Raw genomic sequence first — 12,445 nt, 5'->3', positions numbered from 1 at the left:
TAGCCGTGGTCGCTGCCGATGTCAGGCAGCCCATCGACGGTCGCTGGGTCGGACCATGGGTCCTGGCGGCCGGTGCGTTCTTGCTCCTGGGCATGCGCCAGACTTTCACGGTCCCTTTGACTTTCGGACTCAGCGCGGGGCAGTTCCTGCTCTACATCGGTGCGGGCCTGGTCGCGATGGTGAGCGCCGCCGGTAGGTCCGTCGTCGCCAACCGCTGGTTAACAGTGGCCCTGTGCGGGTATCTCGTGGCATCGCTGGTGTCCTACGGCGCCGCCATGAATCGCGGCACCGTCATGCGCGGCATCGAATTCGGCGATCGCTATGTATTCTCCGACCTCGCACTCACCGCGATGGTGATCGCGATCCTCACCTCAATCACCTCTCGTGCCCGGGTTCAACTCCTCATCAAAGGGCTGCTGCTGGGCGGCGCTTTGTCGTCGGCATTCGCGATCGTACGACTGAGCATCGGAATCGATCTGGCACCGCTGTTCACTCTTCCCGGCCTCAAGACGAGCGATTTCGTCCTCGTCACCGCGTTGGCCAGAGAGGGTATCGACCGTCCCCAAGGCAGCGCGGGCCATCCTCTCGAACTTGCTGGCGTCCTGACGGTGATCATCCCTCTCGGCGTCGCCGTCGCGGCCACAGCGCGCCACCGGGGCCAGCGGGCGTGGCCCTGGATGGCCTGCACCGGCGTCCTCATCTGCGGTGCGCTGGTGACGGTTTCGCGATCGGTTCTGGTGGGCCTGACCGTAGCTGTCCTGGCGATGGCCTGGCGATGGCCGATCACGCGCTTCGCCGCGACGCTGCTCGCCGCGGTGGCCGCGACCGGGCTGGGGCTGTTGCTCAACGTGCAAGTTCTGGGCGCCATCATGGCCTCTTTTGGCAATGCCGCCACGGATTCGTCGATCGCATCGCGGGGATACGGCGCGACCTACGTCGCAACGCATTTCCGCGACCACTTCTGGGTAGGGCAAGGCGCCGGAATGTACCCGGCATACCGCCAACCCGTGCTTGACAACCAATATCTGTCCCGCCTCATGGAAACCGGGGCGCTGGGGTTGATTAGCTTCGTCGCATTGCTCGGCGTGGCCCTCGTCCTGGCGTTGCGCGCTTCGGCGGCCGCCGATCCTGTGACCGCCGAACTGGCCGGTGGAGTCAGTGGCTCTTTGGCGGCACTCGCGGCTATCAGCCTGATCCTCGACGTCAGCGGCTTCATCCAGATCTGGACCGTGACCTGGATCCTGGTCGCGATTTCGACGGTGCTGTGGAGCCTGAGCCGGCGGAGTTCGCCACCATGAAGCTCATTGCGTTGGCGGTGCTGGGGATGCTCGCGCTCGGCACGTGCGGTTCCCCCGGTCGGGCAGCCGAGCCGGTGCGCTCACCCGAGATCATCGGATTCACCGCACCTGACCTGGTCAACCCGCTGCGCGGCCAGTATCAGAACCTGGCGACTCCACTCTTCCCGCAGGCCAACCCGGCTCAGTCTCAGTATCCGCCGTGGCCGGGTACCACCGATACCAGCATCCGGATCGATTGGCGCACACTGCAACCGCGGGACCCGCGGACGTTGCCGCCGGATGCCACCGACGAGCAAGTGTACGACTTCAGCGTGATCGATCGTGTGCTGAAGACCGCGGCCGCCGCCGGCGGGCGCGTGGGCTTGCGGGTGACGGCCTTCAACTCCTGCTGTGAAGCCCACTACCCCAACGACACTGACATCGCTGCGCCGGACTGGCTGCTCACCGTGCCGGGCGCGACCCGCACCTACCGCACCGGCGGAGTGAATTACGTCATCCCCGACTGGAACAACCCGGCCTACCTGTCGCACTTCGCCGATCTGATGGGAGCCCTCGGGCGGCGCTACGACCACGACGAGCGGCTCGCACTGGTCGAGATGTCGGGATATGGTGATTTCAGCGAGAACCACGTCGCGTTCATGCGCGACACCCTCGACATCCCCGGCCCGGCACCGCAACGCAGCGAACGCGAGCTGGGCTACTTCAGCCAGTACCGGGATCAGTACATCACCAAGGATTCGATCACCGCCCTCGTCAACGCAAACCTTGCCGCGTTCCCAAACACACAGTTGATCACGGCCACCGGGAACCCGGAGATGACCCGGCAGCTGTTCTCTGACAGCCCGTTGCTGCGTGGCCGCACCAAACCCGTCGGCATCCGGGCAGACGGCCTCGGCGCGTTCCGCCCGATACCGACCTGGGCGTCCGACAAGGACTCACGGTACGTGCAGATGCGTGACCCCATCGTGAATGTTGTTCTCAATCGGTTCCGCAGCGCACCGATTGTCACCGAATGGATCCCGAATCCCCCGACCCCGACCGGCGCCATGGACTACTACCTGACCGGTCTGCGTGACGTGGTCAACGACCATGTGTCGATGACGGCGAGCACAGGGTTCCCCGGCCAACTCACCGACGCCCCGATGCCGCGTGATCAGTACGACGTGTGGTCGAGGGCCAACACATTCAGCGGCTACCGGTACGCCGTCGTCGGATCAGAGCCCTCCGACCCATTGGCGCCGTCGCAACCGTTCACCCTGTCTTTTCGGTGGACGAACTTCGGCGCCGCACCCACCTACGAGCGTTGGGAACCCACCTACGAGATCGTGTCGTCGTCGGGACACGTAGTGCGCACACTGCACGCCGGATTCGACTTGGGTGGCCTGGTCGCCGATCAGCACTTCGACGACATAGCCGACGTGCCCGCCGCCAAGTCGACATTCGACAACGTCACAGTGGATCCGGGCCTGCCCACCGGTAGCTACCTCGTGCGGGTGCGGGTGGCCTGGGCCGACCACAAACCCAACGCCACGACGACAGTAAACCTTGCGCCTATGAACCTCGCACAGTCAGGACGCGACGCCGACGGCGGCTACCCGATCATGGGGTTCACGGTGCGCTGATCACCGCCAGTCGTCGCGGACCAAGCTCCACAATGTGTGGTCGATCCTTCCGCGCCCCACCCGCATGTAGCTTCGCATCACGCCTTCGCGGGTGAAGCCCAGCCGTTTCGCTATCCGCGTCGTGGCGATGTTCTGCACCGCGATCGGAGCCGAGATGCGTTCCACCCCGGCCACATCGAACAGGCAGGCAATCATGAGCCGCGCCGCGGTGGTTCCCACACCTGTGCCCGCGTGCTGCGAACCCACCCACAGGCCGAGTTCACTGCGCGCGTGGAACGCATCGATCCACGCGTCACACTGGCCGGCCAACCGGCCGTTGACCTCGATCACGGTGTGCAGACCAGACCCGCTGCGCATTGCGCGGCGCGCCGACACATATTCCCGCAGCCACATGGCTCTGGTGTGCCGCTGTGCCCAGTCCAGCGTTGAGTAATCCCAGAACGGCTCGATCAGCGCCTGATCGGCCATCCGGAGCCGGCGCCAGTGGTCTGCGTCGGCTATCCGGGGTGCACGCAGCGTCACCGGGATACCGCTTGGTGTACGGCCGCAAAGCGCCGGTGCCGCACAGAGTCGGTTTCGCCACGAACCGTTCACCGCAACCCCGCGGGGCCGATCAAGGTGTCCATGTCGACCCAGCGCCCGTCCAGCTCTGGAAGCCGAGAGGCCACCTCGGTCAACAGATCCGGCACGGTCAGCAGCACTGCGTCCGGATCGGCGCCCACGAGTGCCTGCGGGGAGATGATCGCGACGTCGGTGCCCGGCATCCGCCGGTTCTGCTTGGCCGGTGACGCGTCGGCCACCGCGGCGATGAGCTCGCGGTCCAGCCCGGCCATCGCGAACAGTGCCACCGCGCGCGATGCTGCACCATAGGCGTATACCCGCTGTCGGGCGCGGCGGCACTCCTGCAGCCACGCCCGCAGGGCGGCCACCTGTGTGTCAGCAGCCCGTTGCAGGGCGCCGGCCACCAGTTCGGTATCGAGCCGGCTGTCCCGGCCGGTATACTCGGCCCGCCCAGGCGAACGGTGCAGCGCGGCAACCAGTTCCGTGCCGCCGTACAGGTCGAATGTCCAGCTAGCCTCGATCGCCATCCCTGCCTCCGCCAGCAAACGATCGAGAGCGGCCCGCGAATAGTACGCGAAATGCCCGTGCCGCAGCGCATTCCACTGACCACCGGCCACGATGGACTCCAAGGCGTGGTACTGCAGGAGCAACACCCCGCCAGGTGAGGTCGCCGCGGCCCGCTGCGCGAAAGCAGCACGCTGATCGGGTTCATGCATGATGCCGAAGCAGTCGAGTACCACATCAGCGACCCCATCGGCCACTTCGGTGAATCCGCGCTGCGCGAGCAGTCCCAACCAGCTGCCACCATGCGGACTCCCGAACTCCCGCACAGTCTTTCCGTTGAGCCATCCCGCGTCGGCGGCCTTGTCGACAGCATCGGCGGCCTGATCCCGCAACACCTGCGGTTCGACACCGCGAGGTTCTGCAGTGACCGTGTCGTCTTCAGCCAGTTGGGCCAGACCACACCTCGCACACAGGTCCATCGCCAGCAGATGGCGCGTCTCATCGATGCTCACCGGAGCATCGGCAGGCGGAAAATCGTCGGCGGCCGGCATCGCGCCGAGATCCAGTACGCGGCGCAAGTCGTGTCCGGCGCATCCCCGGCAACCCCTCATGACAGCATATCGGTGTGCGTATCGAGCAGACCCAGCTGCACGGGGTGGCCATCCTCATTCCGCGCCCGCATCACGATGATCGGGGATTCTTCACGCGCACCTTCGACGCCGACGTGTTCGACGACTGGCGCGGCGTACCCGGTGCCGCAGCGGCGTTCATACAGGATTCGCAGTCCCGGTCGGCACGCGGAGTGATCCGTGGATTGCACGGCAGACGCGGCCGCGGTGAAGCAAAGCTGGTGCGCTGCGCCAACGGCGCGGTGCACGACGTGCTGGTTGACGCCCGGCCGGACTCTCCGACGTTCGGGCAGCATGAGTCGTTTATGCTCGATGACAGCGGCTTCCGCCACCTTTATGTGCCGCCCGGCCTGCTGCACGGCTTCCAGGCACTGACCACGACCGCCGACGTGTGCTACCGCATCAACCGCGAGCACGATCCTGCCGAGGATCTCGCGGTCGCCCACGACGATCCTGACCTGGCCATCGCTTGGCCCCTGCCGGTGGCTGTTATCTCGCAGCGCGACGCCGCCGCGGGCAGCTGGGCCGATCTGGTCACGCACCTGCGCTGACCCGCCGCAACTGCGCATCAACGACTCCCTCGGCGAGCAGCTCACGCAGCCGGGTCAGCCGGGTGAATCGGCCCTCGAATGCCTCTGGCGTCAGCCCGTAAGCTGTGTAAGCGTCGTACAGTTCGACCGCGCCGTCGGCGACCGTGCGTCGCGCCTCAAAACCCAACTCCGTTCTGGCCCTGGAGAAACTGACCCGGTAGGAGCGTGGGTCGGCGCCCGTCTCCCCGGTGATGGACACCGCCGACCCCGGGACCGCGCGCACCACCTCGTGCGCTATGTCGGCGACAGTGACGTTGTTGGTCTCCGATCCGATGTTGTAGGCACGGGCACTGACCACGTGGGCCGGGGCGGTCAGGCACGTGCAAAAGGCCTCGGCAATATCCTTGGCATGGACCAGTGGACGCCATGGTGTTCCATCGGAGAGCACCAGCACGACACCGGTCAGCATCGCGTGCCCGACCAGGTTGTTGAGCACGATGTCAGCGCGTGGACGCGGCGAGAACCCGAATGCCGTGGCGTTGCGCAGGAATACCGGGGCGAAGCCGTCGCCTGCCATCGCCGCCACCTCGTCCTCAACGCGCACTTTGCTGATCGCGTACGGTGTGAGCGGCCGCAGCGGGGTCTGCTCGTCGACCAGTCCGTCACCAGCCGCGCCGTAGACCGAACAGGTTGACGCATACAGGAACCGCTTGACCCCCGCGTCTTTGGCCAGCCTGGCCAGCCGCACCGACGCACTGTGGTTGATGTCGAAGGTGATCTCGGGTTCGAGGGCGCCGAGCGGATCGTTGGACAGCGCCGCCAGGTGCACCACGGCATCAAACCCGGCCAGCTGCTGCGAGGTGACCTCGCGCAGATCGACTGACAACTGCTCGATTCCATCGGGAGCGGGGCCCAGCACGCAGTCGGCGAAGAAGCCGGTGTCCAACCCGGCCACCGAATGCCCTGCCGCCTGCAGAGCGGGAACCATCACCGTGCCGAGGTAGCCTTGATGGCCGGTGACCAGAACTCTCACGTTGCCACCCTTTCTGTGAATCCGATGTTCGCCTTCTCCATCACGAACGCTTCGGCGTGACTGCTGCGGCATTGCACACCCCGCAGCCGGGCCAGTCCGAGAAACGCCGCGTCGTCGAACCAGTCGTGGCCCACCTGCGAAAGGTAGTGCGCGTGTAAAAGGCATGCCTTTTGCTTGGCGATGTCGCTGCTCAGCGGGTGAAACGCCGTCGGTGTCGGGGTGTCGGTTTCCCACTTGAGGATCTCGTAGCCCAGGGTGAGGTGGTCGCGGAATTCGGTGGGTATCAATTCGGCCAGCGTCCGGTGGTCCTGGTGGGCATCGCGCCGGTGTGGACCGAAAACCAGATCCGGATCGCAGCTGCGCCGGAAGGTCTTGAGTTCGTTTTTGATCCGGTCCCAGTGCGCGGGTGCGCGGCCGTCGGGAACGTCGAGCACTGTGAGCGCGATGTCGGCGCCGGGGCAGAACGCCGACAGCGCGGCACGCTCCTCGGCCTCCCGGGGGCTACCCGCTCCCGAGAGCACCAGGGCGTGCACCCGAAGCCCCGGACAGGTGTTTGCCAGGGTTAGCAAGGTGCCGCCCATTCCGATCGCGATGTCGTCGCAATGCGCTGCGAGCACGGCGATTTCCGCGATGCTCCCGGTGTTCAGAGCGATCACGATGCGTGCTTCTCCCACAGCATCCACGGTGCGTCGCCCCGCTGGTAGGCCGCGTCGAGATCAGCGCGTTCTTTGAACGTGTCGGCCGGTTTCCAAAAGCCCAGATGCTTGTAGCCGTAGAGGCGGCCGTCGGCGGCGAGCTTGCCGCATACGTCCTCGACCAGGTCGCAGTTCTCGGTCAGCAGGCCCAGGACCTCGCGGGACAGCACGAAGAACCCGCCGTTCTCCCAGATCGGAAGCCGCGAGACGGGCGTGATCCCGTTGACCGCACCGGAGTCGGCGAGTTCGACGCAGTGGAACGACGACTGCGGTGGGACCACAAGCATCGAGGCGGCCGCACCCGATGACTTGACCTCGTCGATGATGTGATTCATCGGGGCGTCGGTCAGCACGTCGGCGTAATTCGCCAGAAAATAGTCATCTCCGTCCAGGAACTTGCTGACACGCCGCAGGCGCTCGCCGATCGGTGATTCCGCGCCGGTGTCGACGAACGTGATCGACCAGTCGCGGATGTCGGAGTGCAGAAGCTCAACGCAGCCGTCACGGATGACGAAGTCGTTGGACACCGACTCCTGATAGGTCAGGAAGTAGTTCTTGATGTGGGTCGCGCCATATCCGAGACACAGGATGAAGTCGGTATGCCCGAAATGTGCGTAGTACCGCATGACGTGCCAGATCAGCGGCCGAGTGCCGATCATCTGCATAGGTTTGGGGACGGTGTCCTCAGCGCCATTGCGCATACGCATGCCGTAACCACCGCAAAACAACACCACCTTCATCAGGGCTTCCCTTCTGCTGCAACGACATGCAGGGCGGGAAGGGGGTAGACCAGCTGCGCCCCCCACCTACCGGTATAGGACAGTTGCTCGGTGATCTCGGTCTCTAGATTCCATGGCAGCACCACAATGACGTCGGGGCGGTCCTTGTCGATGCGCTCCACAGGGTGGATCGGGATTCGAATGCCCGGGGTGAATTTGCCGTGCTTGTACGGGTTGCGGTCGACGGTGTATTCGATGAGGTCCGAGCGGATCCCGCAATAGTTGAGCAGCGTGTTGCCTTTCCCGGGCGCGCCATAGCCGATCACGCGCTTGCCGGTGGCGTGGTAGTCCAGCAGCAGCCCCAGCAGATCGTGGCGCAGCTGCTCAGTCTTGCGTTGCAGCCCGAGGTATCCGCTGACGTCGTGCAGACCGGCGGCTTCCTCGGCCGCCAGCAGCTGGGCCATCCGCGGCGACGGTACTCCCGGGCCCGGCCGCGCCCACAGCCTGATCGAGCCACCGTGAGTGGGCAGCGGCTCGGCATCGACGACGGTCAGCCCGGCGCTCGCCAGGGCCCGGGCCGCCGACGCCACGGTGTAGTACTGGAAATGCTCGTGATAAATGGTGTCGAACTGGCCGAATTCCACGAGGCTGCCAGCATGGTGAACTTCGATCGACAGCCAACCATCATCGGCCAGCAGCGTCCGCAACGCGCGCGTGAACCCGACCAGATCCGGAATGTGGGCGTAGACGTTGTTGGCTACCACCAGATCAGCTGGTCCGTGCTCGGCCCGCACCGACATTGCTGTCGGTTCATCGAGGAACGCCGTGAGCGTCGGGACCCCCTGGTCGAGGGCGGTCGCCCCCACGTTGACCGACGGCTCGATGCCCAGGCATCGCACGCCGGCGTCCACCACGTGCCGCAGCAGGTAGCCGTCATTGCTGGCAACCTCCACCACAAACTTGTCCGGGCCAAGGTCCAACCGGTCGACGGTGTCGGTGACGAACTGTCGTGCGTGCGCAACCCAGGAGTCTGAAAACGATGAGAAGTACGCGTACTCGGTGAACGTGTCCTCGGGCGTGATGAGCGCGGGAATCTGCAGGAGCAGGCAGTTCTCACACAATCGCAGATGCAGCGGGTACGTCGACTCGGGTAGGTCGAGCTCGTCGGCCGACAGCAACTTCTCGCATGGCGGCGTCGCGCCGAGGTCGAGCACACTCAGCAGACGGTCAGATTCACACAACCGGCACAGCACACGCGGACCTTCGCTCTCGACCGAAAGTTCATCGATACTCACCATCGACGGAATCGTGCTGACACACAGCCGCCAGACGTGACTCGTCGAGGATCGTAGCAGGACATAGCTAACTGTTCAGATGTTGCTCAGCGCGGTTGCCATCGGGCTGGAAACCGACCTTGGTGGGTTGCCGGACATGCCGCGATGACAGCGCAGCGCTTGCTAGGGGCACGGGGCGCCAGCCTGCTCGCCACTCAATCCGCGCGCCCGTGCCGGAGGCTGACTGACATCCTCGGCCCGTCCGACGGCCCGTCTGAGAGGTTACCCAAGGGGCAGCGCAGCATGCCCGCGCAGGTGATTTCCAGCACATGTCACCGCGCGAATTGAACGCGGAGAGTCGTCGGCGAAGGAAAGCGTTCGCCGACGCAAGCCTCGAACACCATGCTGATTTGCTCGCGTACATGTTCGTCTGCCTGAGCCGCCCTGAAGTGGTTGGTTGAACCACCGCGAGTCTCCGTTTCCATCGATCAGGGTCGCTCGTATCGCCTGCGACATCTGCATGATTCGCACCTGTCAACGGTTCGTTGCCGTCGGCCATCTCGTCGCGGATCGATCCGGACCTTGAGTGGTTCAGTGTTTATACCTTTGCTACATTTCGCCAGGCAGGTGTCAAATCTGCTGGGTGGGGCATGGGCGATGATGGGTTAAAGGTGACGACATGATGGTGCGCCGGCAACAGGTTGTCGATGTCCGACGATGGAGGGATCCCAAAAAGTACCTGTGGTTGCTCGGCGCGTCCGTCCCATGTTTAGTGCCGATCTCGTGGGCCGCGGTGATCCTCACCGATTTCCGGTGGCTGTGGTGGTTGGGGCTGATCCTTGCCTTCATGGTGATACCCGTTCTGGACCAGGTGATTCCCGCCGATGCGGGCAATCCCCCGGACGGTGCCTACATCGAACTAGAGCGGGATCGGCTCTATCGATGTGCGACCTATCTGTATCTTCCCAATCAGTACTTTTCACTAGGGTTTGCTTGCTGGCTGTGGAGCGGCGGCGGTTGGTTGTCAATGACGTTCGGCGACAAGGTCGGACTAATGACCACCGTCGGCATCGTCGGCGGGGTGGGCATCAATGCTGCCCACGAGCTCGGCCACAAACGTCAACTCGTGGAGCGACGGCTCAGCAAAATCGCATTGGCGCAAACGTGCTACGGACATTTTTTTGTGGAGCACAACCGTGGTCACCACAGCCGCGTGGCAACACCGGCAGATCCCGCCAGTGCGAGGCTGGGCGAGAGCCTGTACCGGTTCATCCCGAGGTCTTTGTTCGGTGGTCTGCGTTCAGCGTGGCACATGGAGGCACGGCGATTAGCACGGTCCGGGCTGTCGCCGTGGACTTTCCGAAACCACATTCTCAACGCGTGGCTGCTGAGTGCAGCGATGTTCGCCGTTCTCGCACTCTGGTTCGGGACCAACGTGCTTCCCTGGCTGGCAGGGCAGGCGATCATCGGGATCTTTTTGCTTGAGATCGTCAATTACATTGAACACTACGGGCTTCAGCGCAAACTGATGGCCAGCGGACGCTACGAGAAGGTGTCCCCCTGCCACAGCTGGAACAGCAACGCCGTCGTCACCAACATCTTCTTGTTTCACCTTCAGCGCCATTCCGACCATCACGCCAACCCCCAACGCCGCTACCAAACCCTGCGGAGTTTCGATGAAGCTCCCGAACTGCCGGGTGGGTACGGCACGATGGTGGTTCTGGCGCTGTTCCCGCTGTTGTGGCGACGCGTGATGGATCCCCGTGTCTTTGCGCACTATCAGGACCAAATCCGGCTAACAGCAATCGCTCCCCGAGATCGGCAACCTCTCCTCGACAAGTACGGACCGGGCGATGAGTACTAGCGTCTTCTCGCGGAAACGATTCCTGGGGCTCGCTTCCATGGCTGCATTCGGTGCCGGCGCCGCGGCTGTACACGCGCGATCACACCGAACCGACATTGAACTGCGCGATCACTACGCCGCGATTGTGGTGGGAAGCGGATACGGCGGGGGCGTCAGCGCGTTGCGGCTCGGGCAAGCAGGAATCGACACTCTGATCCTGGAAAAAGGCAGACATTGGACCACCCCGGACGAAGACGGGAAGCGGTTCTCCAAGATGCTTCCCGCCGACACTCGATCGGGTTGGTTCACGCCGATTCCGCCCAGCCTGACCACGTCCTTCCGCGGAATCACCGTCGCCGACGTTGCGCAGAATGTGCCCTCACCTCAGCCTGTGCAGGCCGGCATCTGTGACAAGAGTACTCACGGCTCCCACGATGTCTTCCGCGGAATCTGTGTCGGAGGTGGATCGATGGTGAACGCGGCAATCGCGGCGATCCCCACCGCCGCTCAGGTTTCCGCCACCTTTCCTGACATCGCCCCGACGGAATTTCTAGGAACCTATATCGACCGTGCACGCAGGTCGCTTCGGATCAGCTATCGCAACATGGACTGGTTCGAACAAACACCATGGTTCCAATATTCGCGAGTCGGACGCCAATACGCAGCTGCCGCAGGCTATCCCGTCGACTACAACGGCAGCGCCTACTCCTTCGACTATCTCATGGAGGAAACAGCAGGCCGGGTGCCTCCCTCAGCCACCGCCTTCGAACAGCAGTACGGCAACAATTTCGGCCGCATCGGCAACGTCGCCGACACCTACATCAAAGCTGCGATGGACACCGGAAGCGTAAGCCTCAAACCGCTCACTGAAGTCACCAATATCCGGCGAGAGCCTTCCGGCGAATATGTGGTGCAAATCCGCACCATCGACCGCTGGGGTAAACAGCTAGCACTCCATGAAATCGGATGCCAGCACCTCTACCTCAGCGCCGGCGTCCTGGGCACCAATCACATCCTGATCCGTGCCCGTGAAACGGGCGCTTTGCCAAATCTCTCCGAGGCAATCGGGCGGGGTTACGGCAACAACGGTGACGTCATGGTCGCACACATGCTGAGCAACCAGAATCCGGCCGGCACTCAACAATCACTCATGGGAATGATCAACCTAGACGGTAGAGCCGACCCAGACAATCCCGTGTACGCCAGCATGTTTTCCATCCCACTCCCTGAAGAGACCTTCATGCTCGGCTACTACGCCATGGTCAACACCACAGATCGCGCCGACATCAGCTACGACCGTCAGTCCGATTCGATATCCATCCAATGGACCGACGACCACACCCAGCACCTAGTGGAACGGGCCAAGTCGGTGTTCGACAGAGTCGTCAACGCCAATCGGGTCGACTACCGAGATGACATCTTCTCCGGAAAAGTGTTCACACCCAATACCGTTCACCCGCTGGGCGGGTGCATTCGCGGACAAGTCACCGACGAATTCGGCCGAGTGATCGGCTACGACAACCTCTACATCAACGACGCCTCTCTTGTCCCCGGTTTCCTCGGCTGCAACCCATTCATGACCATCACCGCCCTAGCGGAACGCAACATCGAAGCGATCCTGCAAGGACGGGGCCGAACAACGGTTTGACGTGACTCCACGTTGAGTGACCAGCGGAGTTTTCGGTCCAGGAGCCTCCAGTGGCCGCCGGTCGTGGCGACCTATGTGGCCGACGTTGG

11 protein-coding genes are annotated in these 12,445 nt (G+C 63.7%); 5 read left to right on the top strand and 6 right to left on the bottom strand.

The features are described from left to right. Positions 1 to 5 precede the first annotated feature (5 nt). Together ACNQR1_RS36575 and ACNQR1_RS36570 are read left to right on the top strand one after the other, a co-directional pair. Entirely contained in the window at positions 6 to 1,298 is a 1,293-nt protein-coding gene (locus ACNQR1_RS36575; protein WP_418050639.1) for an O-antigen ligase family protein, read from the top strand. Next, positions 1,295 to 2,920: a hypothetical protein gene (locus tag ACNQR1_RS36570; protein WP_418011021.1), complete on the top strand. Its 1,626-nt coding sequence runs from the start codon at positions 1,295 to 1,297 to the stop codon at positions 2,918 to 2,920. Before ACNQR1_RS36575 ends, ACNQR1_RS36570 begins: the two co-directional genes overlap by 4 nt. Here ACNQR1_RS36570 and ACNQR1_RS36565 read toward each other — a convergent pair whose 3' ends face one another. Both ACNQR1_RS36565 and ACNQR1_RS36560 read right to left on the bottom strand, forming a co-directional pair. After that, a complete protein-coding gene (locus ACNQR1_RS36565; protein ID WP_418011020.1) occupies positions 2,921 to 3,442 on the bottom strand; it encodes a GNAT family N-acetyltransferase in 522 nt (173 codons plus the stop codon). Between the two features lie 68 nt (positions 3,443 to 3,510). Continuing rightward, a complete protein-coding gene (locus ACNQR1_RS36560; protein WP_418011019.1) occupies positions 3,511 to 4,596 on the bottom strand; it encodes a class I SAM-dependent methyltransferase in 1,086 nt (361 codons plus the stop codon). Positions 4,597 to 4,610: 14 nt separating this feature from the next. Between ACNQR1_RS36560 and ACNQR1_RS36555 the strand changes: the two genes are divergently transcribed. Continuing rightward, positions 4,611 to 5,165, top strand: coding sequence for a dTDP-4-dehydrorhamnose 3,5-epimerase family protein (locus ACNQR1_RS36555; protein ID WP_418011018.1), 555 nt, complete (start codon positions 4,611 to 4,613; stop codon positions 5,163 to 5,165). Here the strand turns inward: ACNQR1_RS36555 and ACNQR1_RS36550 are convergent. From ACNQR1_RS36550 to ACNQR1_RS36535, 4 genes are read right to left on the bottom strand one after another with little or no spacing between them, the layout of a single operon-like run. After that, on the bottom strand, positions 5,149 to 6,177 hold the full coding sequence (locus ACNQR1_RS36550) for an NAD-dependent epimerase/dehydratase family protein (RefSeq protein WP_418011017.1): 1,029 nt from the start codon (positions 6,175 to 6,177) through the stop codon (positions 5,149 to 5,151). The two genes, ACNQR1_RS36555 and ACNQR1_RS36550, sit on opposite strands and share 17 nt — an antisense overlap. Then, complete coding sequence (locus ACNQR1_RS36545; protein WP_418011083.1) at positions 6,174 to 6,833, bottom strand: PIG-L deacetylase family protein; 660 nt, start codon at positions 6,831 to 6,833, stop codon at positions 6,174 to 6,176. The genes ACNQR1_RS36550 and ACNQR1_RS36545 overlap by 4 nt, the downstream gene beginning before the upstream one ends. Further along, positions 6,830 to 7,612, bottom strand: a complete 783-nt coding sequence (locus ACNQR1_RS36540; RefSeq protein ID WP_418011016.1) for a glucose-1-phosphate cytidylyltransferase — start codon at positions 7,610 to 7,612, stop codon at positions 6,830 to 6,832. Before ACNQR1_RS36540 ends, ACNQR1_RS36545 begins: the two co-directional genes overlap by 4 nt. After that, on the bottom strand, positions 7,612 to 8,844 hold the full coding sequence (locus ACNQR1_RS36535) for a class I SAM-dependent methyltransferase (RefSeq protein WP_418011082.1): 1,233 nt from the start codon (positions 8,842 to 8,844) through the stop codon (positions 7,612 to 7,614). Before ACNQR1_RS36535 ends, ACNQR1_RS36540 begins: the two co-directional genes overlap by 1 nt. Positions 8,845 to 9,544: 700 nt before the next feature. Between ACNQR1_RS36535 and ACNQR1_RS36530 the strand changes: the two genes are divergently transcribed. Continuing rightward, positions 9,545 to 10,729, top strand: a complete 1,185-nt coding sequence (locus tag ACNQR1_RS36530) for an alkane 1-monooxygenase (RefSeq protein ID WP_418024741.1) — start codon at positions 9,545 to 9,547, stop codon at positions 10,727 to 10,729. Beyond that, the gene (locus tag ACNQR1_RS36525) at positions 10,719 to 12,356 is read left to right on the top strand and encodes a GMC oxidoreductase (RefSeq protein ID WP_418024739.1); all 1,638 of its coding nucleotides are present in this window, start codon (positions 10,719 to 10,721) and stop codon (positions 12,354 to 12,356) included. The genes ACNQR1_RS36530 and ACNQR1_RS36525 overlap by 11 nt, the downstream gene beginning before the upstream one ends. Positions 12,357 to 12,445 lie beyond the last annotated feature (89 nt).

Origin of the sequence: Mycobacterium sp. 48b, assembly GCF_048282725.1 — a bacterium.
In the GTDB taxonomy this organism is placed as follows: Bacteria; Actinomycetota; Actinomycetes; order Mycobacteriales; family Mycobacteriaceae; genus Mycobacterium.
Note: the sequence above shows the minus strand (reverse complement) of the source record. Positions and strands in the feature narration are given on the sequence as shown.